18 protein-coding genes are annotated in these 22612 nt (G+C 40.3%); 8 read left to right on the top strand and 10 right to left on the bottom strand.

Going from position 1 to position 22612, the window contains the following annotated elements; genetic code table 11:
* The first annotated feature begins 23 nt into the window (after window positions 1-23).
* Window positions 24-575 carry a peroxiredoxin gene (locus tag CFPU101_RS15125; protein ID WP_206816172.1) on the top strand — a complete coding sequence of 184 codons (552 nt, stop codon included), beginning with the start codon at window positions 24-26 and terminating at the stop codon, window positions 573-575.
* Between the two features lie 26 nt (window positions 576-601).
* On the opposite strand, the gene CFPU101_RS15120 is transcribed toward CFPU101_RS15125, so the two are convergent.
* The 6 genes from CFPU101_RS15120 to CFPU101_RS15095 form a co-directional block, all read right to left on the bottom strand.
* A complete protein-coding gene (locus tag CFPU101_RS15120) occupies window positions 602-901 on the bottom strand; it encodes a hypothetical protein (RefSeq protein WP_206816171.1) in 300 nt (99 codons plus the stop codon).
* Window positions 902-922: 21 nt separating this feature from the next.
* Entirely contained in the window at window positions 923-2005 is a 1083-nt protein-coding gene (locus tag CFPU101_RS15115; protein WP_206816170.1) for an AI-2E family transporter, read from the bottom strand.
* A 137-nt stretch (window positions 2006-2142) separates the two neighbouring features.
* Entirely contained in the window at window positions 2143-2517 is a 375-nt protein-coding gene (locus CFPU101_RS15110) for an alr0857 family protein (RefSeq protein ID WP_206816169.1), read from the bottom strand.
* A 53-nt stretch (window positions 2518-2570) separates the two neighbouring features.
* Entirely contained in the window at window positions 2571-3074 is a 504-nt protein-coding gene (locus tag CFPU101_RS15105; protein ID WP_206816168.1) for an HNH endonuclease, read from the bottom strand.
* An 87-nt stretch (window positions 3075-3161) separates the two neighbouring features.
* The gene (locus tag CFPU101_RS15100; protein WP_206816167.1) at window positions 3162-3416 is read right to left on the bottom strand and encodes a hypothetical protein; all 255 of its coding nucleotides are present in this window, start codon (window positions 3414-3416) and stop codon (window positions 3162-3164) included.
* A gap of 106 nt (window positions 3417-3522) precedes the next feature.
* Window positions 3523-5133, bottom strand: coding sequence for a YcjF family protein (locus tag CFPU101_RS15095; protein WP_206816166.1), 1611 nt, complete (start codon window positions 5131-5133; stop codon window positions 3523-3525).
* Between the two features lie 262 nt (window positions 5134-5395).
* On the opposite strand from CFPU101_RS15095, the gene CFPU101_RS15090 reads away from it, so the two are divergent.
* The 7 genes from CFPU101_RS15090 to CFPU101_RS15065 all read left to right on the top strand — a co-directional run bounded on the left by CFPU101_RS15090 (window position 5396) and on the right by CFPU101_RS15065 (window position 18930).
* A complete protein-coding gene (locus CFPU101_RS15090; protein WP_206816165.1) occupies window positions 5396-7330 on the top strand; it encodes an AAA-like domain-containing protein in 1935 nt (644 codons plus the stop codon).
* A 112-nt stretch (window positions 7331-7442) separates the two neighbouring features.
* Window positions 7443-9251 carry a GAF domain-containing protein gene (locus CFPU101_RS25655; RefSeq protein ID WP_242578018.1) on the top strand — a complete coding sequence of 603 codons (1809 nt, stop codon included), beginning with the start codon at window positions 7443-7445 and terminating at the stop codon, window positions 9249-9251.
* A 29-nt stretch (window positions 9252-9280) separates the two neighbouring features.
* The gene (locus CFPU101_RS25650; protein WP_242578012.1) at window positions 9281-10834 is read left to right on the top strand and encodes a methyl-accepting chemotaxis protein; all 1554 of its coding nucleotides are present in this window, start codon (window positions 9281-9283) and stop codon (window positions 10832-10834) included.
* A gap of 43 nt (window positions 10835-10877) precedes the next feature.
* Window positions 10878-11048, top strand: coding sequence for a hypothetical protein (locus CFPU101_RS25645; RefSeq protein WP_242578011.1), 171 nt, complete (start codon window positions 10878-10880; stop codon window positions 11046-11048).
* A gap of 3 nt (window positions 11049-11051) precedes the next feature.
* Window positions 11052-14369 (top strand): GAF domain-containing protein, encoded by a 3318-nt coding sequence (locus tag CFPU101_RS15075; protein WP_206816164.1) that lies wholly within the window; start codon window positions 11052-11054, stop codon window positions 14367-14369.
* A gap of 23 nt (window positions 14370-14392) precedes the next feature.
* Entirely contained in the window at window positions 14393-18358 is a 3966-nt protein-coding gene (locus CFPU101_RS15070; protein WP_206816163.1) for a hybrid sensor histidine kinase/response regulator, read from the top strand.
* 23 nt (window positions 18359-18381) lie between these two features.
* Window positions 18382-18930: a chemotaxis protein CheW gene (locus CFPU101_RS15065; RefSeq protein ID WP_206816162.1), complete on the top strand. Its 549-nt coding sequence runs from the start codon at window positions 18382-18384 to the stop codon at window positions 18928-18930.
* 76 nt (window positions 18931-19006) lie between these two features.
* On the opposite strand, the gene CFPU101_RS15060 is transcribed toward CFPU101_RS15065, so the two are convergent.
* From CFPU101_RS15060 to CFPU101_RS15045, 4 genes are all read right to left on the bottom strand, one after another.
* A complete protein-coding gene (locus CFPU101_RS15060; RefSeq protein ID WP_206816161.1) occupies window positions 19007-19987 on the bottom strand; it encodes a LysR family transcriptional regulator in 981 nt (326 codons plus the stop codon).
* 179 nt (window positions 19988-20166) lie between these two features.
* The gene (locus CFPU101_RS15055; protein WP_206816211.1) at window positions 20167-20589 is read right to left on the bottom strand and encodes a TerB family tellurite resistance protein; all 423 of its coding nucleotides are present in this window, start codon (window positions 20587-20589) and stop codon (window positions 20167-20169) included.
* Between the two features lie 3 nt (window positions 20590-20592).
* Entirely contained in the window at window positions 20593-21942 is a 1350-nt protein-coding gene (locus CFPU101_RS15050; protein ID WP_206816160.1) for a 16S rRNA (cytosine(967)-C(5))-methyltransferase, read from the bottom strand.
* Window position 21943: 1 nt separating this feature from the next.
* Window positions 21944-22612, bottom strand: coding sequence for an ATP-dependent Zn protease (locus tag CFPU101_RS15045; RefSeq protein WP_206816159.1), 669 nt, complete (start codon window positions 22610-22612; stop codon window positions 21944-21946).

The following is a 22612-nucleotide window of genomic DNA, read 5'->3' as shown; positions in this document are numbered from 1 at the left end:
ATATTATTTTTTTGATGTTTTATATGTTACGCAGACAGTTTTTGCAGAGTCTTGTCGGTATTGCGATCGTTATCCTAACCTTTTTTAATTTTAATCCAGTAGCATTGGCATTAGGTGGCACTCAACCCACGCTTAACCAAGCTGCGCCCGAATTTACTTTACCGACAAATACGGGTGATGGCAACATCTCTTTGTCCGATTATCGGGGACAATGGGTCGTTTTATACTTTTATCCCAAAGATTTTACCCCTGGTTGTACCTTAGAAGCGCGTCGTTTTCAACAAGATTTACCGAAATATCAAGCCAAAAACACACAAATTTTAGGCGTTAGTGCTGATGATACAGAATCTCATGAGGAATTTTGTGATTCTGAAGGCTTAAAGTTTCCTCTATTAGCTGATACTACTGGAAAAGTGAGTAAAGCCTATGGTTCTTGGTTAGGTGCGATGTCCTTGCGTCATACCTATATTATCGATCCAGATGGGATATTAAAAGCTAGTTTTCTCGGTGTTCAACCTGCTATTCATAGTACAGAAGTGTTAGCCCGTTTAGACGAATTACAATCTAATTCGTAATCAATTAGAGTAGGTTTACCAATAGCCTACTCATTACTGTTTTGATTTTCTTCAATAATCATTGTTATTTCGTACTCTCCAGATAATAGTTCTGAAATAATATTAGTTTTAAAGTTCCCTTGCTCATCTAAAATTCCTTTAGCTTTAACTGTATGTAATATAACTTGTTTAGTACCGTCATTAGTATGGATTCTTCTAGGAATATTCCCTTTTAAAGCTTGATATTGGTCATCATATTTACCTCGAACAGATGTGCTTAAATCATAGTTATCTAGATTGTCTAAAGCATCTTTGGAAGAATAATCAGTTTTAGATTCCTTGTTCATATAATTTGACTTTTTTTATGTTCACTCTAACGTATTTTTAACAGTTTCAATAATTAAATTCTGATTTTTTGCATTCGCATCTCTCAAAGAATCAGTCACACCTTTAATCACACTAGAAATCGGAACGGCAATCAATAAACCTAAAATCCCACCAACTTTTCCACCAATAAATAAAGAAATAATAATCCAGACTGGATTTAAACCTGTCATTCCTCCCATCAAACGCGGAGCAACAATATTATCATTAATTTGACCGACAATAAAAGCAGCAATTAAAACTTTTAATCCTAAACTAAATTGCTGTAGCATTAAAATTGTACTAATCATTAAAATCGTTACAGCACTCATATAAGGAATCAGTGTAGTCGCACCAATCAAAACACCAAATAAAAGCGCGTAAGGAACATTTAAAATACCAAAGACAAGGGTTTGGGCGGTACTTAAAATTCCTGCCAAGATTGCTTGACTAGCAAAATAGTTTTCAAATTGTTGTTGCAAAGATTCTCTTAATCGCGTATTCCAAGGTGTGGGAATCCAGCTAAAAATACCATCCCAAACCTGTTCACCTGTTAAAACTAAAAAGACCGTTAGAATTAAAACAAAAGCCACATTAACTAAACTACCGATCGTTCCTACAATAAAATTCAAGAGATTAGAACTTATGGATTGTAGAACCGAAGAAAAGTTATTCAATAACTGATCAATGGATTCTTGAATATTAATCGATAATTTTTGAATAATTGTCCAGTGTTCAGCCGTTTTTATCTGTTCGCGACTCGCTTCTAATAACCCTGGTAAATTTGTAATTAAATCAGTTAATTGTTGAATAATTATCGGAAATAGAATTACACTTAAAATCACTAAAATCAGAACAGCAACCAATAAAACTAGACCAATTGCCAACTCACGACGAATTCCGCGATCTTGTAATGCTCTAACGGGAAAATCTAGTAAAAAAGCCAGTAAAGTAGCAGTAATAAAAATACTAAATAACGGCTCAAAATAACTAATAAGCAGGGTTAAAAGCCAAGCATTTAAAAAAGCGATCGGAAAAATAATCCCAATTTGTAGCCAGCGCGGAAGTTTATCAAAAAAATCCATCATAATATTTTTCTTAAGTGATAGATGATGGAAAGAGAGAGGGCGTAAGGATTTGATCACCAAACCGCCGACCAAACCGACTTTGAAAGTCGGTTCACAAGCGGCGGTGCATTCCGCACCCTTACAAATAATGATGGATCTTAACTATTAACCGTTAATTGATACTGGGCATTTTTCCACAATTGATAAAGAAAAGACTCAGTATATTCATCCATCACACAGACAAATAAACCCTCATCACTTTCAACATCAGATGTTAACCAAGTTCCCTCTAAACTGATTTCGACTAATTCAGCATCACACTGCGAAACAGATAAAGTATCCTCTCCCATCTCTTCTAAGGTAGCTAAATCTGCTAAGTTTTGGGGTAGTAAAAAGCAAGCGGTACTCGGTTCAACACTTAAACCCGTTCCAGAACGCATGGCAAGTAAAACACGTGTATTAACCCATTCTTCAATTGACTGGCTTAAATGCTCTAAATGAAAGCCATTTGTAGTATAAGTCAGTTTTAACATCTGAATCCCTCTAAAAGATAAATCGGTTTGAAAAGGACAATTTTGCTAGTCCTTTATCGTTTGCCCCAAAACTCTTCGGCAAATAGTACAGCAGGATGACAGGGGGCTTTTGGAGTCGTGTGTAAAATCATTCCCACTTGTTGCGGAGTTTGATCGCCTTTACGAGTGTTACAACTTTCACAGGCAATCACGACGTTATCCCAAGTGTGTTGACCACCTTTACTACGGGGTAAAACGTGATCGATGGTTAATTTTTTACGACTTCCGCAGTATTGACATTGATAGTGATCTCGACGTAACAATTCTCGACGGTTTACGGGGGGAACTTTCCAAATCCGTTCAGCACTTTGAAATTTGAGACGGATATAAGCAGGAACCTGTAAAATCAAATTGGGCGATCGTACTTCCGTATACGTTTCTGTTTCCAAGTCCATCGGTTCAGCTTTTTCCGTTACTAAAAGCACTATAGCCCGTCGGATATTGACTCGACTAATAGGCAGGTAGTTAGTCGAAAAAACGACTACCGATTGTTGTAAAGGTTCAGTTGCTTGAATCACGGTTTTATCCCAAACATTTTAAGAGAATTAAAAAACCCCGCTTTCAGTCTGAATGCGGGGTCAAGTAAGGGGTTAAGTTACTTCGTTTTATACAGGTACAGTGACTCGGTTTCTGTACCTCCCGCTTGTCTTTTTGGATAATGCTTTGGCTGTTAAATGACGATCGCGAATAAAATTAGGTCGATTATCTTGGTTAATATTAATCTCGCCGTTAAAATAACTTTTTCCACCCAAGCATTCAAGGTTAAATAAGCCCACACCCTCGCCTGACACTGCGAAGCCTAGCCAAATCATGGCTTTGTGCAGCAACAAACTGGTAGATATGGCTTGAATTCTTAACATTGAAAGTGTTACTCCTTGGGACGGCGCGTGTTTACTATTTTTTTGATTATTACAAATATAATACAAGGTGGGTCAATTGGCCAATACCCTAGCTAAAAATTTTTTTTTACCAATCATCATCAGGAATTTGAATCTGTGTTGATGTACTCCGAGGCGTTAATTCAACGTCATCTTCATCTTTCTCCTCTTCTGTATTCCAAACATCAGTAAACGGTTTAACAACTTTATTAATCGCGTCTACTACAAAAGCTTTAATAAATTCATCTTTTTTGCTTAATTGGAACTGTCGCTGCACAACCTCAGAAATTCCCCCATCGCCCCAATCTTGATCGTGTCGGAAATATTCTACAAAACTTTTTCCTGCAATTCTCGTTAAATAAGCAGCCGTAACCGCTTGAATCACTTTACCAACAATATAAGTCGCAATATTGGTTTGTAATGCCCTAGCCAATAATTCTACCGCCCCTTTGACCACTCCCAGACTTACTAATGTTTTCCCCAAAGAGATAGCTAATTCTTTTCCTCGTTCGCTATTAATTTCACATCCATACACCTGCCCAATTTCTACCACCATTTGAGCATTAACCGCAACTGTCGCCAGTAAATCAATAACTGGTAGAGGAGTTACCGCAATAACACCCGCGCCTATCCATTGATATCGATCAATGATTTGATCCGCTTGTCTGCGTCGTTGTCGATCAATGATTTTGCGGGCTTCATCCCCTAAACGTTGCGATTGTAATAGGATATTATCAGCGACGAGATCCTCACCTTCTGCCCGTAACACAGTAGCGAGTCGTTTGATTAAAGGAATAATTTCGGGTTCAGGGCTGAAAATCTGTCCATTTTCGAGTTGCAGGGGTTGAGGGTTTGCCGCAATGGGGATAATATCAGCACTAGAGATAATACCTTTGAGTCGTTCTCGTAATTGTTTTAAGATAACTTGTTGATCTTCATCAGTATAAAGATCGGTTTTATTAAAGACTAACAGCGATCGTTTACCCATAGCTGCTAGATATTGCAAAGGTTCATATTCAGATTGTCGTAAATCATTATCAATCACAAATAATAATAAATCGCTTTGGGTTGCCAGTTGTCGGGCTAGTTTTTCTCGTTCCGTTCCCGCGACTCCTGCTTCTAAAATTCCTGGTGTATCCGTTATTAGTATTTCTCTGGCTAAACCCTTTAATTTCAAACGATAGGTTTCCCCGACTTCAGTTGTTCCCATCGTTGCTTCGACATTGCCCACCATTTCCCCAATTAAAGCATTGACTAAAGACGTTTTACCCGCCGAACCAGTCCCAAAAATGACAACTTGTAATTCACCTCGTGCAAGATTTGTTTCTATTTCTTGGGAACGTTTAAATAAAACCTGTTGTGAAACTTGATCTTGAATTTGTTGAACTTGTTGACGAATGGCTTTTAGGTTTTCTTCGGCGGCTTCGGTTTTTTGAAGAGGGGGTAAGGTAGTAGGAGAAATTTGACGAGACTTACGCCGTGATTTTTTTTCTTTAGGACTAAGATAGAAATAATAAACAAATATATAGATTAATAGCCCCAGAAGAGCCATAATCAGCAATAAAAGCAAATTAGCAAATATTGGGGCAGTAAAAGAAATTGAGATATAAAGTCGGTAAATTGAGTTGACCAACCACAAAATCATCCCTAGAATGAGTGTCAGACCGAGGAAAAGCAAAAATAGTCGGGGTAAGGGCATTGTCTTAGAAAGGGGCATTTTTTTTGATCTTAATCTTTTCGGCAACGAGTAAGCGATCTGACAAAAATTTGACATAAGGTGGTCAATTTCAAATTTTTTTGCTATAATAGACTGGATCATGCAAACAATATCCTATTTGTCAAGTGTCAAAAGTCGGTTTTTAGTAACAATAAAGTTAGTTAGATTTTCCCTAACCATCAAAAATCAATAATTGCGAAAGAAAACTTCACTTAAGGGTTTTCCATACTATGAGAAGGCTTTTATGATCACCTCTGATCTATTAACAGACTCGCTTTCCATGTCAATTGATGAGGTCATTCGATTATTAGAAGTGTCTGGGCCCAAAAAGCTAACGCCTTTGCAAGAACAGGTACTGCGTTTGGCATGGGATGGCAGCACGTATAGTCAGATGGCGATCGCCTTACATTATCAAGAAGCTTATTTAAAAAATATTGCCTCGGCACTGTGGCAAGAACTTTCAGTGCTATTGAACGATAGTATTACTAAAACAAATTTTGCCGATAAGCTGAAAAGTTATTTATTATCTGAACAACAACAGCAACGTTTAACAACAACGTTTAATACTTCACTCGTTCAGCCTTCGGTCTCTCCCGAATCACCCTACGGACCTGTTCCTCTCAACTCCATTTATTATATTAAACGTCCCCCCATTGAAGAACTAACCTTTATGGAATTACATAAACCAGGTGGGGTGATTCGTCTCAAAGCTCCCTCAAAAATGGGAAAAAGCTCTCTTTTATTAAGAATTATTGCACAGGCTCAAATTGCCGATTATCATACTATCCAAATTGATTTTAAAGAAATTGATCAATCTATTTTAAAAAATTTAGATAAATTACTACGTTGGCTATGTACAGTTATTAGCCGTCAACTTTCCTTAAAACCCATGTTGAATGACTACTGGGGTGAAGAAACTGGCAGTAAAATGAATTGTAGTGTTTATTTAGAAAATTATATCTTATCGCATCTAGAACAACCGTTAGTGATCTCATTTTGCGATTTACACTATATTTTTGCCTATCCCGAAATAGCATCAAATTTACTTTCTCTATTGCGTTTCTGGCACGAAAAAGCTCAACAATCAAACATTTGGCAAAAAATACGATTGATTTTAGTGCATTCTACAGAAATCTATATCCCGTTGCGTTTTAATGAATCACCTTTTAATATTGGATTACCGATTACGATTCCTGAATTTACCCTCCCACAAATTCAAGAATTAGCCGAACGTCATCGACTCAATTGGAAGAATGAACAAGGGTTTAAGAAGGCTCGATCTTTAATGAATTTAGTTGGGGGACATCCCTATCTAGTCCGTCTCGCTTTTTATTATATGTGTTGGCGAGAGATGAGTTTAGAAACCATTATTGCTGAAGCCTCAACTCAGACAGGAATTTATCGAGAACACCTTCAGAATTATGTCGTTTTATTACAAGAATATCCAGAATTATTATCCGCTTGGTTAAAAGTTGTTACATCTAGTGAGCCAGTCCAATTAGAAACCATTACCGTCTATCATTTAGAAAGTTTAGGCTTGATTAAAATAGTCGAGAATGGCGTAGTTCCGCGTTGTGAATTGTATCGTCAATTTTTCCAAAGACAACTAGATTTAGTCAATTTAATTGACAATCAACTTAAACGCTTAAAAGAAGATAATCAACGTTTACAGGCTCTTTGTTATATTGATGAATATACTCAAACAGGAAATCGCCGAGGCTTTGATCAGACACTAGAACTAGAATGGCGACGCATGACCCGAAATCAAACCCCTCTAGCACTGATTTTGTGTAATATTGGCTTTACTAAACTTGACGATGATAACATTGAAGATTCAGACACCGATCGTTATTTAAAACAGGTCAGTCAAATTTTTAGAAATGGTGTGCAAAGAGCATCAGATTATATTGCCCGTTATACAGATCGAGAATTTGGGATTATCTTACCCGAAACCGATGTCAAAGGAGCTACCCAGATTGCCGAACGAATTCTTCAAAATATCGTACTCTGGGAAAGTGAGAAAACTTTAGGTTTAATCACACATTTAGGTGTTGCTTGCCTCATCCCTAAAACAGAAATGAGAATTAGTTTTTTGGTTCACGAAGCCCAAAAAGCCCTTTATCGTTCTATAAAAATGGGACATAATACTGTGATCGTTAGTTCCTTGTTAGACGATTAATTGTGGCTTAATACTTCTCAATAAAGTCTTGTTAGTTTAATCGATTTTTGGGGAATTCTAAGAGTAGTTCTTGTTGCGCTCTTGTAATCCTCAATCAACAGAGGTGAACTTCATGACCCCCAAATCACAGCCCATTCCTGATCCTTCTTTTTCGACGATTCCACCTTCAGAGAGTCTGACTAGCGATTCATCACTTTCCTTTTCGAGTGAGAATTTAACGCTAAATTCACATCACCACCAACGCGAAGCCCTAAATCAGCCCTCACCTGTCTTTTTTGAATCCGATCAAGAAAAAAACCAGCAATTCTCAACAAATCCAGGTTTTTTCTCTTGGAAAGGGGATTTACGTTCTCAAGCTGCCCTCGCTTCTCTACTCATTGGCTTAGTTCCTGTTGCTCTCGTTGGAACCAGTGCTTATCTTGTTGGTAGTAATCTGATTAATCAACAAGTTCGTCAGAATATGGAAACGAAGGTGATTGGATTAGGCGAACAACTTCAAGACTTTATTAATAATCGCTATACTAACCTAGTCGGACTAGCTCGACAAGATATTTTTACCCTACCGCAGATTAGTTCAATTACAACCACAGAAACCCGAAATCAAGCATTACAGCGTTTTCGGGAAGTACATCCCTATTTTGGCAGCTTAGTTTTATTGGACTTACAAGGCAATGCGATCGCCCAAAACAGTAACACACAACTAAACCGCCAAGACAATGAAAAATATTTTCAAACGGTTTTAAAAACAAAACGTCCTTATATCAGTGAACCTCAAATTAATAAAACAACAGAAACATCTAGTTTTAATATTGCCGTTCCCGTCATAGAGCAAAATACAGGTAAACTGATTGGCATTTTAAAAGGTAATATTCCTTTAAAAAATCTTGATCAACTGTTTCGTCAATCAATCGAACGAGGCATCGAAAATTACTTTTTAATTAATTCTGATGGTCAAATAGCGGCTTCAAATCAGTCTCAAAATCTGGGTAAAACACTCAGTAAAGATTTTCCCAAGATCTATGATCAACTCCGTCAATCCTTAGCCCCAACAACGGGAACATTATTAGAAACCCTCAACCGACAAACAGCCTTAGTTGCTTATACCCAACCCAAAGAACTGCAAGATAAGTATCAACTCTCTTGGCGACTTGCCGTCACACAAGACAAGGATAAGGCCTTTGCTGCTGCCAAATGGCTTTATCTAATTCCCTTACTCGGTATTGCCACCGCCGCAGGAGTCGCAGGCACAGCAGGAATTCTAGCCGAAAAAGCAACACGACCAATTAGAGCGATCGCATCAGCCGTTAAAAAGATTGGTCAAGGGGATCTAGATACACAAGTTGAAGTTACTGGAGAAGATGAATTTGCGGTTTTAGGCAATAACATTAACGCCATGACCTATCAGTTAAAATCTCTGGTTCAAGAACAAGCTTCATCGGTGCAACAAGCGAATTTACTAACCGAGATCAGTAGCACCATGTTAGCGGATAGTCTTGATACAGAAGAAGCCTTGACACCGATTTTTAATAAAGCCTTAGATGGATTGCGTCTACAATTAGATTGCGATCGCGTCGTGATTTATCGTCTTAATTCCGATCAAAGTGGTCAAATCGTTTATGAATCACTCAGTGGGGGTGTCGGTAGTGCCTTAAGAGAAGCATTGACTGATCCTTGCATCCCCAAAGAATTACTTGAAGCCTATCGCCTGGGACGAATTCAAGCGATGAGAGATGTAGCAGGGGCTGCACTTCACCCCGAACACCAACAGCTATTAAGTCGCTTGCAAGTCAAAGCTAATTTAGTTGTTCCTATCATCTCACAACGGGAATTGTATGGCTTGTTGGTCGTGCATTATTGTCGAACTCCCCATCAGTGGACAGCCAGAGAGTTGAAATTTACGCAACAAGTCGCTGACAATTAAGTATTAACCTAGATCGACTGAAAATACAAATGTCTCGGCGCGAAGATGCCCGACGCTCCCAAACTCTCAAAGATATTACCCTAAAAATTGCGACCGCCTTAAACTCAGATGGAGTCTTTGATCTGGTGGTCAAAGAATTACGGAAAGCCTTAAATAGCGATCGTGCTATTGTCTATCGCTTTGATCCGCAATGGGGAGGCAAAATCATCGCCGAATCGGTTAATAGTCAGTTTCCTGCCGCTATCGGTGCCAAGATTGATGATCCCTGCTTTGCGGAGCGATATGTGGAAAAATACCGTAAAGGACGAGTCCAAGCCACAACAGATATTAAAAAAGCAGGTTTGACGGAATGCCACCTCAAACAATTAGAACCCTTTGAAGTCAAAGCGAATATGGTAGCCCCCATTTTACATAAAGGGGAATTACTCGGATTATTAGTCACCCATCAATGTTCTACCCCTCGCAAATGGGAACAAAGCGAAATCGATTTTTTTGCCCAAGTTGCCACCCAAGTCGGTCTAGCGATTGAAAGAACCACCCTGCTTGAACAACAACGACAAGCCGAAGTCGAACAGCGTTTAGCGAAAGAACAAATGCAAAAACGAGCCTTAGAGTTGTTGATGGAAGTTGATCCCGTCAGCCGAGGCGATCTAACCATTCGCGCTCATGTCACAGAAGACGAAATCGGAACCATTGCTGACTCTTATAACGCCACCATCGAAAACTTACGGAAAATCGTAACAAGCGTGCAAAAGGCCGCCCAAGAGTTAGCCAGCACCACCAACGATAATCAAATTTCCGTATCTGCCCTCAGTGAAGACGCATCTTTCCAAGCCAACAACATCGCTTCGGCTTTAGGACGAATTCAAATCATGACGGATTCGATCTCAGCAGTCGCGAAGAATGCCGAACAAGCCGAAGTCGCCGTCCAACAAGCTACTTCTACCGTTGAAGCGGGTGAAATCGCCATGAACCGTACTGTCGATGGGATTATGGCAATTCGGGAAACTGTAGCAGAAACAGCAAAAAAAGTCAAGCGTTTGGGAGAATCTTCACAAAAAATATCTAAAGTCGTCAACCTGATTGGCAGTTTTGCCGATCAAACCAACCTACTCGCCTTGAATGCCTCGATTGAAGCCGCCCACGCAGGAGAAGAAGGAAGAGGCTTTGCGGTCGTTGCTGACGAAGTGCGATCGCTGGCTCGACAATCCGCACAAGCTACCGCCGAAATTGAAACCCTAGTGGCTAGTATTCAAGCAGAAACCAACGACGTAGTAGCGGCGATGGAGTCTGGAACCGAACAGGTTGTCCTCGGTACCAAGTTAGTCGATGAAACCCGTAAAAGTCTTAACCAAATTACCGCCGTCAGTATTCAGATTAACGAATTAGTCGAAGCCATTGCTAAAGCGGCTGTTGAACAATCACTGACCTCGCAAGCCGTTACTCAAACCATGACCCAAATTGCCACCGTATCGGATAAAACCTCACTTGAAGCGGCTCAAGTTTCCGACTCCTTTAAAAAACTCTTGCAAGTCTCACTCGCCTTGCAAGAAAGCGTCAGTCAGTTCAAAGTCACTGAGTAAATTTGGATTTGGATCAATGAGTATGAATATTTCATATAAAATCATGACTTGGATTGCTTGTGCCAGTCAACCCCAAATGACAGAAACCGCCAGCTTTTCGCCCGATTTGATGGCATCAGACTATATTTACTGTAAACAACGCTATCGTGATCAAGTTTTTCAAGACGGCGATGTCATTGGCGGTATTTTAATCAATTTACCCCTAGAAGGATAACCTATGAACACCTCAAAGCCTTATTCATTGAGTCAGAAATTTGCCGATCTACCCATTCAAAGAAAAACCCAACTGATTACCCTGTTGATCTTTTTGTCTCTTGCAGGAATTCCCCTATTAGGAGCGAAAGTTTTAGAAGGAAGCTTGCGATCGCAACTACAAAACCAGATCAAAACCCAACTCGCGGTTACAGAACTCAACTACAACAACCAAATTGAGAATATGGAGGTCAGTTTTGCGGCTGTTGCGAATAATCTGACTGTCATTGAAGCAGCCCGCTTAAAGGCTTCGGGGCAACCGCTACCCCCTAATTTAACCCAAGCGTTAAAAGATCTGTTACGTCAAGAAATCAAAATTCAAAACCTTGATTATGCAACCTTAGTCAGCCCAAATTTAGAGATTATCGCTTCGGGTAATCCAAGCACACGCACAGGTGAAAAATTTAATCCCAATCAACTTGTTAGTAGCGTTCTCAAACAACCTCGACAACTGAGTACAAGTGAAATCGTTCCTTGGCAAGATTTCCAAAAAGAAGGTACTGAGCGTTCTAAGAATTTAACCAATCAAGACGCATTAATTCGCTATACCCTAACACCCGTTAAAACATCCGATAACGGCAAAGTCATCGGCGTTTTAGTCGCAGGAAACATCGTCAACGCTAAAAAAGAAATTGTTCAAAAGACTTTAAACACCTATACCGACGATGGGTATACTGCCATTTACCAACGCTACGGAAATGGTAAATTTGCCCTCGCCTCATCCTTAGAAAAAAACGAACTTCGTCAGTCAAATTTTGATATTCCACTAGCTGATCAAACCCTACTTAAACAAGCCATCAACGCCAAAAATAAAGTTATTTCAGGAACAGGAACGATCGGTCAACAAACCTATCACTTAGCCGCCAAAGCCTTACCCAATTCAAAAGGAGAAGCAGTTGCTGTTTTAGTATATGGCGATCCTGAAACTGCCCTTAAACGGGTTATGAATGCCAGTTTATTGACCCAAGGACTGCTTTCAGGATTAATGCTCTGTTTTGTTCCCCTGTTGGCGTGGGGTATTAGTCGCTCAATTACGCGTCCCATTAAACGATTACAACAGATTACCGCCGAATTTGCCGACGGAGAATACAAAGCCAGAGCAAACATTGATTCACAAGATGAAGTCGGTCAACTTGCCAGTAACTTTAATGAAATGGCGGATAACATCGTTTCTCACAACCAATATCTAGAAGAACAGGCTGAAATGTTTCGTTTTTTGTCGCGTTTGTCTCTTCCTGAACAACTAGACGAAACCCGTTTAGATCCCTTTTTGACCCAAGCTCTTAAAGAAGCTCGTCAAATTATTAAAGCTAACCGTCTACTAATTTATCGCATAACAAACGATGGTCGGGGCAGTGTTACCCATGAGGCCCGCGAATTATCTTGCCCGAGTGCCTTAACCCAACGAATTGAAGATACTTTCCCTCAAGAACTCCTAGCGGCCTATCGTCAAGAGCGTATTTTTGTAATCAACGATATTGAGCATAGCGAGCAAAAGTCGCATCACAAATTACATCCCGCGCATGAACGACTGCTACAACAACTACAAGTGAAAGCCTGTGTCATTCTACCGATTATGAACGAGGATGATTTATTTGGCTTGTTGATTGCTCATCGCGACTTTCAAAAATCGCATCAATGTGATTCAACTAGAGAATGGCAAGAAACCGAAATTAACTTTCTTAAACAATTGAGTAGTCATTTACAAGTGATTCACGAACGGGTTAACTCACGCCGCCGACATATTCTTGATTCTCGTTTAGCCATGCGTTTAAAAGATTTGACGCGACAAATTGCGCGGAGTCAAAAAGATGAAGATTTGTATCAAACAGTGGTGTCGGAGTGCAGAAGAGCGATGCAGGTAGATCGGGTGATAGTTTATCGCTTCGATGCGAACTGGATGGGAACTGTGATCGCGGAATCCGTTGATGATCGTTATCCCGTTGCGCTTAATGCCAGAATTGGCGATCCTTGTTTTGCCGAAAAATATGTGGAGAAATATCGACAAGGGCGCGTCGTTGCTACCCCCGATATTTATCAGGCTAATCTGACCACTTGCCATCTACAACAACTAGAACCGTTTGCTGTGAAAGCCAATTTGGTCACGCCGATTATTATTGGTAATGAATTATTTGGCTTACTGATTGCTCATCAGTGTCGTGGAATTAAATATTGGGAAGATACCGAAATCGATTTTCTGTCTCAAATCGCTACTCAAATTGGAGTCGCCCTAGAACGATCGCAACTACTTCTTACCCAAGCATCAGTCGCCCTGCAACAACGTCAAGCCAAAGAACAATTACAACAACGAGCTATCGAATTATTGATCGAAGTTGACCCAGTGCGACAAGGTGATCTGACGATTCGAGCCACTGTCACCGAAGACGAAATTGGTACGATCGCAGACTCATACAACGCCATTGTTGAGAGTTTACGACACATTGTTACTCAAGTGCAATCAACAACCCATCAGTTAGCCAGTAGTACAAATGATTCTGAACAAACAATTTTTGCCTTGTCCCAACAAGCTGATCAACAGGTGGAGGAAATCGAGTCTACTGTCGATCATGTTGAAAGTATGATGGGTGCTATTGCTCAGGTGACGACTAATGCACAACTCGCCCTCGCCACCGTTGAAAAAACCCTCAATACGGTAGAGGCTTCCGAAGCGGTGATGAATCAAACCGTAGAAGGGATGATCGCCATTCGGGACACGGTAACTCATACTGCCGAAAAAGTTTCTAATTTAGGGGAATCATCGAAAAAGATTTCTAAAGTGGTTAATTTAATTAGCCGATTTGCGGCTCAGACCCATTTGTTAGCACTGAAAGCCTCAATTGAAGCTGCACGAGCAGGCGAAGAGGGTCGAGGTTTTGCGGTGATTGCCGATGAAGTCAGAATGCTGGCTACTCAATCAGCCGAAGCGAGTGCCGAAATTGAAGCCATTGTCGATAGTATTTCTCTTCTTACCCGCGAAGTAGCCGCCACGATGGAAACAGGAACCGAACAAGTTGCCGTCGGCAGTCAGTTGTTAGATGAGACGCGCCACACCCTCTCGCAAATCATTGCAGCTAGTCAAGAAATTGGTCAGTTAGTTGAAGCGATCGCAAAATCGGCCCAACAACAAAGCGAAACAGGAGGCAGCGTCAGAGCAACGATGACTGAAGTGGCAACGATATCTCACAAAACCCTGAAAAGCGCGCAAACGGTAGCCAATTCTATCGAACACGTCCTACAAACTACTCAAAATCTTTCGAGTAGCGTCGGTCAATTTAAGGTTTAGTCTATCTTTAAGGACAAAGCATTATGATCCATTCAGACATTCGTGACCAAGCCTATCGCTTTTTTATTGAAGAAGCAGCCGAATTACTGCAAATTATCGAATCGGAATTACTCAACATCCGACAAGATTGTTCTAGCGACTTTCAAAAGTCGCATAACGCGAGAATACATGAAATGATGCGGGCGGCTCACTCGATTAAAGGTGGTGCGGCAAGCTTAGAACTTGATACTTTAAAAATGATCGCCCATCGTCTGGAAGATTATTTTAAAGCTTTGTACCTCGATGTCACGATAGACGAAGAGTTAGAAAACCTGCTACTACAAGGCTTTGATTGTCTTAAAGAACCCCTAACCGCGCAAATCGCTCAAGGGGAGTTTGACGAGGTAGCAGCGATCGCTAAAGCAACTCCGATTTTTGCCGCCCTCGATCTACGTTTAGGTGATGCGCTAAACCAGTCAGAAAATTATTTACCCAGTTCGACTGATTTAGGCATTGATATCACCACCTCTATTTTTGAAGTCGATGTATCACAGGAGTTAGAACGACTGGCGACGGTTCTTGTTGAACGTAATGGGTTAGAGGTTTGGCGAGAATTACAAGTTAGTGTAGAAATGTTCGCGGGATTAGCTGAATTACTAAATTTGCCTGGATTTGCAAGTATCGGTCAAGCGGTTTTAGTCGCCTTGAAAAACAATCCCGAACAAGCCGAAAAAATTACCGAAGTAGCGATCGCCAATTGGCAAGCCGCACAGCAACTCGTAAAGAGTGGGGATCGTCGTTCGGGGGGTAATCCCAGTCCCGAACTGTTAGCCCTACAAAAATCTGAACCACAACCTACTCCAGAGCCAGACTTTCAGGATCAAGCCTATTGCTTTTTTATTGAAGAAGCAACCGATTTATTACAAGTGATTGAAATGGGATTACTGACACTGAGAGAAGAACGCACCCCTGCTAAGGTTCATGAAATCATGCGGGCGGCTCATTCAATTAAAGGCGGTTCGGCTAGTGTTGGTCTAGAAGCAATTCGTACCCTTTCCCACCGTTTAGAAGATTATTTTAAAGCCTTATATCGTGAGGAAGTTATTTTAGATGAAGAACTACAAACTCTGCTTTTACAAGGATTTGATTGTCTAAAAGAGCCACTACTTGAGCAAATCAATACAGGAACCCATCAGCCAGAAACCCTACTAGCCAAAGCTCAACCGATTTTAAGCCAAATAGAAGAACGTTTAGGCGATGCTCTCAATCAAGGTGATGAATATCTACCTAGTTCGGCTGATTTGGGAGTTGATTTGATTGCCTCTGTTTTTGAAGTCGATGTCACCCAACGTTTAGAAACGATAGCAGTCTTTCTAGAAAAAGGTACAGAACAGGAAATAAATGAGCAGATACACTCGACAATCGAACTTTTTGATGGTTTAGCTCAAATGTTTAATTTAGAAGGTTTTAGCGCGATTGGTCAAACAGTTCAAAACCTGCTGAATGCTTATCCAGAAGACATCCGTCGGATCACTGAACTTGCCCTTTCTAATTGGCAACAAGCCCAAGCTATGATTTTAGCTGGAGATCATACGGTAGATAACTATGTTCTTGGTGAATTACTGAATTTTGTAGGCGGACAAACGGATGTCGGCGTTCTTTCTATCGAGAATTTAGGCAATGTTTTTGATCTTGATAATGAGCCAATTTTAGGCAATGCTTTAATAGAAAACGTTTTTAGCACCGAACTAGAAAATACGGAGGTATCAGAAACATTAAGTTTAGATGAAGTCTTTTTAAATGTTCCTACTCTTGATGAAGTTTTTCTAAGTCTTCCAGAAACTGAGCCTATACCAGAAATTGTCCCACCCGTTAGCGATCCAGCCTCGATTTCACTCAGCGAAGCTATAAGAGCGATCGCCCAAGATTTTGAGCAATTACCGACGGTAGAAAAACTGCCTCAAGTTCAAGCCCAACCCTCCATTCCAGAAGCCAAACCAATCGCTAAAACCGAGTCAACACATACACCTGCTGCCCTTTCAGTACGGGTTGATTTCAATCGTTTAGAACGGATGAATAATTTAGTCGGTGAGTTAGCGATTAACCGTAATAGTTTATCGCTCCAAAATGAACAACTACAAGGATCAGTTAAAGAACTGCTGAACCGTATGAATCGTTTTAGCAAAATCACCGAAAAACTCAGAGATGTATCAGATAAAATGTTAATTGATGCGTCTCGTTATGAGGGATGGTCTGGTAAGACAAGTAAAGGTTTCCTCGAAAAAGGCTTTTTACCCCCAGAAAAATCCGATTTTGATGCTTTAGAGATGGATCGCTACGGCAAGTTGTATTCTTCGATTCAAGGATTATTAGAAGAGATGATCCAGCTTGAAGAATCGGTGGATGATATTGTTTTATTTGCCAGAGGTTCTAACCAAACCCTTGAAACACAACGACAAATGCTCACTCTACTTCGTGATGAATTAATGTGGGCCAGAATGTTACCGTTAGGAGAAGTCTTAAATCGTTTTCCTCGCGTTCTACGAGATTTATCGGCGAGATATCACAAACCAGTACGACTCAAATTAGTGGGAACAGGGGTTTTAGTCGATAAAGTTGCTCTCGAAAAACTGTATGATCCACTCTTACATTTACTGCGAAATGCTTTCGATCATGGCATTGAATCATCAGAAGTACGCTCACTACGAAATAAAAACACAGAAGGATTAATCGAAATTCGAGCCTATCATCAGGGAAACCAAACAATTATTGAGGTTAAAGATGATGGCGGTGGTTTAAATGATGAAAAAATTAAAGAACAAGCGATCAAACGGGGTTTAATTACTCCAGAACAAGCGGCAGTCCTTTCTAAAGATAAAATTTCTAACCTGATTTTTGAACCTGGATTTTCGACGGCTGAACAGGTAAGCGAGTTATCGGGTAGAGGAGTGGGTTTAGATATTGTTAAAGCGCAACTCCAATCACTCAAAGGAAATGTTACTGTCTCTTCTAGCTATTACCAAGGAACTATTTTTACCCTACGTTTGCCCTTGACACTGACGATCGCTAAATTGTTAGTATGTATGATCCACCCCCAACGAAATCGAAATGTCTCAACGGGGATTGCTATTCCTTCCGATAGTATTGAAGAGATTATCGTTCCTCAAGCAGATCAGATTAAGATGTCGGGACATCAACGATTTTTAAAGTTTGCGGGGCATCTGATTCCGATCTATGTTTTCGGCGAATTATTTGATTATCGCTGTCCATTGGGCGAAAATAACATGAGTAAAGCTTTAGCTACTACGGTTCCATCTCCCGAAGATTGGGGGCTTCCGTTATTGATTTTGCGTCGTGGACAACAACTCTGTGCTCTAGAAGTTAGCCGACTGGTGAGTGAGCAAGAATTGGTGATTAAACCATTTGGCAGTGCGATCCCTTCACCGACCTATACTTATGGTTGTACGATCTTAGGCGATGGGACTTTACTTCCTGTTGTTAATGCGATTATTCTGCTTGAACAATTCCTTGATATTAGTCCCGACACGCGATCCGCTTCAAATGAAGGTAGTGACATTTTAACAACTCCTCCAGTAGCCTCTATGTCGCAAACACCTACGCTTTTAATTGTCGATGATTCGGCAGCTTTACGCAGAACACTGGCTCTTACATTAGAAAAAACAGGCTATCGGGTGTTGCAAGCGAGAGACGGGCGCGAAGCAATAGAACAACTTCAACAAAATAGCGGTATTCAATTAGTGATTTGTGATGTCGAAATGCCTAATATGAATGGGTTTGAGTTCTTAGGACAACGCCGACGGGATCTCACTTTAACTCAAATTCCAGTAGCGATGTTGACTTCTCGCAGTAGTGAAAAACACCGCCAGTTAGCACTCCAATTAGGTGCAAGTGCTTATTTTACTAAGCCTTATATTGAGCAACAATTCTTAGCATCGATTAAAAATCTGATCGCTTCACAGACGGCTGAACCCTCTTTAGCTCATCTTTAATATATTGATTAGATCTTTTAACTATGAACACTCCCTTAACAACAACCGAACCCCAAGTGTCATCAAATCTAACTTTTTCAACCCCTAGCCATCAATCTTTAAGTAAATTTCTGCTGTTTGATGTGGAGAAATTACATTTGGCTTTATCGGTTGATCTGGTTCAAAAAGTCATTAACTATACGCCTGTTTTTGGCAGTGGTTTAAGTTCCTTTGGTGTCGCTCATATTGATAACCAAGAAATTACGGTTATTGATTTACATCAACAATTTTTTAAAACGAGTTCTGAGATCGCTGTCGGACGGGGTGTACAAGCTCCTGAATTCGATTCAGGAGACAGCCCCTCACAAAAAGGTTATTTGATTTTAACTAAAACGACAATTGGTGAAACTTTCGCGCTTTGGGTGACTCAAGCACCAACTTTAATCGATGTTTCGCTTTCTCAAATTCGCCTTTTACCAGAGTCTTATCGTCGCGCTGATACTCTAGGATCAGCTAGTCATGTCATGCTAATTCCGTCGGAAAATAAGACGATGACTGTTTTTATCTTAGATGTCGATCATCTCATTACATAATTTGTAGAAATGCACCATGATAGAGACGTGCCACGGCAAGGGGCGTACGTCTCTACAAAAATTGATATAAGATTCATCAAATACGAGTTAGTAATAGTGGGTTATGCTCATTAAACTGATTTCTCCCATTAGTGTTACTCGTATCCATCGGCTCTGGAATGGTAAGATGTTGACTCGCTTCTAATAAATAACTTAGAAAGGCTTGAGCAATCACCGATAACTGTTTGCCAGCTAAATGAGCAACATACCAATTGCGCTCAATCGGAAAATGTTCAACATCTAAGATTGTTAATTCTCCTCTAGAGGGTTCTGTGCTTAGAGTATGTTTGGATAAGACAGAAATTCCTAATCCTCCTGCGATCGCTTGTTTAATCGCTTCATTGCTGCCGAGTTCTAGACGAACTTTTACAGAAACATCATTTTGGAATAAGAGTTTTTGTACCGCCTGACGAGTTCCAGAACCTGATTCGCGCATGATAAAAGGCTCATCTTGTAAACAGGAAATTGGTAAATTTTTCTGATTTGCTAAAGGATGATCGTATCTGGCTACAACGACTAGCGGATTTTCCAAAAAAGCTTGATGATGAAGATCTATATCTTCAGGCAGTTGACTCAAAATATACAAATCATCTTCATTTGCAATCATTCGTTCCTGTAACTTTTGATGATTTGTCACTTGTAAAGCAATATCAATGCCTGGATACTGTTGACAAAATGCACCTAATATTCTAGGAATAAAATATTTAGTTGTGGTGATCACTCCTAATTGCAAGCGTCCTTGTTTAGTGCCTTTTAAGTCCGCGATTTTCATCTCGAAGTTTTCTAGCTTATCAAAGATCTCTTGACAAGTGTTTAATAATTCCTGTCCAGCTTCAGTTAGATAGAGACGTTTACCAATTTGTTCAAATAAGGGTAAACCGACAGCCTTGGTAAGTTGCTTTATTTGGGTAGAAACAGTAGGTTGAGTAATATATAGTTCTTCTGCTGCTTTCGTAAAGCTACTATGGCGGGCTGTTGCCTCGAATACTTTTAGCTGATGTAGGGTTGCCTGAATCAACTTCTTTATCCCCCTAATCAATATACATTATTTTATTTTTTCAATTCTACTTCTTTTATAGACAATAGTCAATATTTAAGGATATTGAGATAGATTTGTATATATATAAGTAAGACTTAATTGCAAGCTATGGTTAGAGGGGAACGGCAACCCCCTCCCTTTCGTCACAATTTACGAATTTACAGTTTTTGACTAACTGCTTTGCGATAAGCTTTCTGAATGGTTTTGAGCAGTTTATCAAAACCCGAATGAGCCATTTCATTCGCGGGATCGAGAAGCTGGACTTTAGTCAAAAGTTCTGCCTCCGAGGTTTGAACATCGCCATCGCTATAGATCATTGCTCCCATCGTTTCTAAGAGTTTCTCATAATCATCTTGTTTGGGATGAGTTCCTAAATACTCCTCTAGCCACTGATAGCATTCTTGAGGACGGACAGGTTTAAGCCCAGAAAGAAGCGATTTAAGCTCACTATCATCAGCTAATCCATATTGTTGCGCTTTTTTGTGCAAATACTCTTGTTCTTCTGGCTGAACCACACCATCGATCCAAGCCACACCAACCAGTATTTTTAAAAGGTGTTTGGTTTTTGTTAAGTCATTCATCATTTAAAGTCCTTTTACTAGCTTAACGATAAAAAAGCCATCCATTTGATGTCGGTTCGGTAAAACCTTCAGCCAACCTTGTTCAGTAGCAAACACTGTCAAAAAGGAATCAACCGACGGAGGTTGTATCATCCAGTTTGGATGTCTCTTTAAAAAGTTTTCGATAACTCTTTCATTCTCTACCGAATTTAGAGTACAGGTGGCATAAACTAATATTCCCTTCGGTTTTACCCAAGATGCGGTTTGTTCTAAGAGTTCTTGTTGCAGTTGTACCAGTTCATTAATACGTTCAGGGGTTTGTCGAAACCGAAGATCAGGGCGTTTGTGTAGGGTGCCTAACCCCGAACAGGGGGCATCGAGTAAAACGCGATCGGCACTTTCTAAAAATTGGCTAAACTGTCGGCTATCACCAGTTAAAATCCGAATTGATCTAAGATTTAGGCGTTTTTGGTTTTCTTGTAGCTTTTTTAAACGAGATGCAGAGCGATCGCAAGCCCAAATAATCCCATCATCTTCCATTAACTCAGCGATATGTGTTGTTTTTCCACCTGGTGCCGCACAAGCATCAATAATTGTCTCACCGATTTGTGGCCCAAGTAGATGAGTAACTAATTGTGCGCTACTATCTTGTACAGTGAACCATCCTTGTTCAAATCCTGGTAGATCAACAATGCTACGAGAACCACTAATTAATCGTAGGGCTTGTGGTAGATGAGCGACAGGTGATACTTTAATTCCATTCTCCAAAAAAGTCTCTTGAACTTTTTTTAACGTTGTTTTCAGTGGATTAATTCTAAGATCTAGTAATGGAGATTGATTAAACCACTCACATAAGCTTTCTGTCGTCTCTTGACCCAATTGCTCGATCCATAGTTTAATCATCCAATCGGGAAAACTATATAAAATCCCTAATCTTTGTACTGGATCAACAGATAAGATCAACGGATCATCTTGTTTTGCTAATCGTGCATAGGCTCTCAATAATCCATTAACAACCCCTGAAAGTTGTGTAAATCCGTTCTTTTTCGCTAGATCTACTGTTGTATTGACGGCGGCTGATTCTGGAATTTGAGTCAAATAACGAAGCTGATATAAACCAATTTGTAGAATAATTCTTAAATCGGGTGGTTGTTGATTCGCTTTTTTTTTACCCAGTTGATCGATTAAAGCGTCTAGGGTTCGCTGTCGTCTGACAATTCCATATACTAATTCTGTGGCTAAGTTGCGCTCAACATTCGACAAATTCGCTTTTTTTAACCCTTGATCCAAGGCAACATCTGTATAAGCTTCACGTCGATAAATTTCCCGAAGTACGACTAAAGACAGTTGACGCGAATTTGTTAGCGTTTGCATTCTAGACTTGTTGAATTACATTGATACATTCTTCGACTGAAGCGCGTTGACTCATGGCTTGCACTAAAGCATTATAAGCGGTTTGATTGCGTTCTAGCAGATTTTTGGCTTGTACGAGTCCCCAGCTTTGTTTCTGTGAATAACTATATTCGGGTACGCCTGCTAATTTTAAGGCCATCTGTAGTTGTAGCGAGTCGCCCTCTCCACCTTCTGATGAGCCATAAGTTAGTTTTTCTGCTGCAATTCCCGCCATCCAAACAGTACACAGTCGCTCGATGAGTAACGAATATTCTCGCGGATCTTGAATTTTTTCGTCGATGGCAGCCCGATCAAATTGTACCCCACCGAGTCCAGGTTGTCCTTGTTTGAGCGCATCCCACGCCGTTATGCTGTAATTTGCGATCGGAATTCCTAGCAAATAAGCAGCTAAAAAATGTCCCGCCTCATGATGAATCACTCGTTGACGATATTCAGTCGGTGCAAAACGATCTAATAATAAAGTAACACCGCGTCCCTGCCACGTAAATGTATCTAGTGTAGCGAGTCCCATTACTCCTAATGTTGCTGCTGCAGGAATAAAGGGCGAGATGTTTAAAAGGGGAACCATAAAAACCGATAGCGTCATGAGAAAGACACCGATCGCAACAAGGTTTAAGGCGGTTTGCTGCAT

Origin of the sequence: Chroococcus sp. FPU101 (genome assembly GCF_017312365.1) — a bacterium.
Classification (GTDB): Bacteria; Cyanobacteriota; Cyanobacteriia; order Cyanobacteriales; family Microcystaceae; genus Chroococcus.
The sequence above is the reverse complement of the archived record's forward strand: the minus strand, read 5'-3'. Positions and strand labels throughout refer to the sequence as shown.

What these genes read in the sequence shown, in the direction of transcription:
- CFPU101_RS25645 (WP_242578011.1), top strand. Translation starts at nt 10,878, where the DNA reads ATGACTTGGATTGCTTGTGCCAGTCAACCCCAAATGACAGAAACCGCC.
- CFPU101_RS15045 (WP_206816159.1), bottom strand. Translation starts at nt 22,612, where the DNA reads ATGCAGCAAACCGCCTTAAACCTTGTTGCGATCGGTGTCTTTCTCATG.
- CFPU101_RS15095 (WP_206816166.1), bottom strand. Translation starts at nt 5,133, where the DNA reads ATGCCCTTACCCCGACTATTTTTGCTTTTCCTCGGTCTGACACTCATT.
- CFPU101_RS15070 (WP_206816163.1), top strand. Translation starts at nt 14,393, where the DNA reads ATGATCCATTCAGACATTCGTGACCAAGCCTATCGCTTTTTTATTGAA.
- CFPU101_RS15120 (WP_206816171.1), bottom strand. Translation starts at nt 901, where the DNA reads ATGAACAAGGAATCTAAAACTGATTATTCTTCCAAAGATGCTTTAGAC.
- CFPU101_RS15075 (WP_206816164.1), top strand. Translation starts at nt 11,052, where the DNA reads ATGAACACCTCAAAGCCTTATTCATTGAGTCAGAAATTTGCCGATCTA.
- CFPU101_RS15115 (WP_206816170.1), bottom strand. Translation starts at nt 2,005, where the DNA reads ATGATGGATTTTTTTGATAAACTTCCGCGCTGGCTACAAATTGGGATT.
- CFPU101_RS25650 (WP_242578012.1), top strand. Translation starts at nt 9,281, where the DNA reads ATGTCTCGGCGCGAAGATGCCCGACGCTCCCAAACTCTCAAAGATATT.
- CFPU101_RS15125 (WP_206816172.1), top strand. Translation starts at nt 24, where the DNA reads ATGTTACGCAGACAGTTTTTGCAGAGTCTTGTCGGTATTGCGATCGTT.
- CFPU101_RS15055 (WP_206816211.1), bottom strand. Translation starts at nt 20,589, where the DNA reads ATGAATGACTTAACAAAAACCAAACACCTTTTAAAAATACTGGTTGGT.
- CFPU101_RS15090 (WP_206816165.1), top strand. Translation starts at nt 5,396, where the DNA reads ATGATCACCTCTGATCTATTAACAGACTCGCTTTCCATGTCAATTGAT.
- CFPU101_RS15050 (WP_206816160.1), bottom strand. Translation starts at nt 21,942, where the DNA reads ATGCAAACGCTAACAAATTCGCGTCAACTGTCTTTAGTCGTACTTCGG.
- CFPU101_RS15065 (WP_206816162.1), top strand. Translation starts at nt 18,382, where the DNA reads ATGAACACTCCCTTAACAACAACCGAACCCCAAGTGTCATCAAATCTA.
- CFPU101_RS15110 (WP_206816169.1), bottom strand. Translation starts at nt 2,517, where the DNA reads ATGTTAAAACTGACTTATACTACAAATGGCTTTCATTTAGAGCATTTA.
- CFPU101_RS15100 (WP_206816167.1), bottom strand. Translation starts at nt 3,416, where the DNA reads ATGTTAAGAATTCAAGCCATATCTACCAGTTTGTTGCTGCACAAAGCC.
- CFPU101_RS25655 (WP_242578018.1), top strand. Translation starts at nt 7,443, where the DNA reads ATGACCCCCAAATCACAGCCCATTCCTGATCCTTCTTTTTCGACGATT.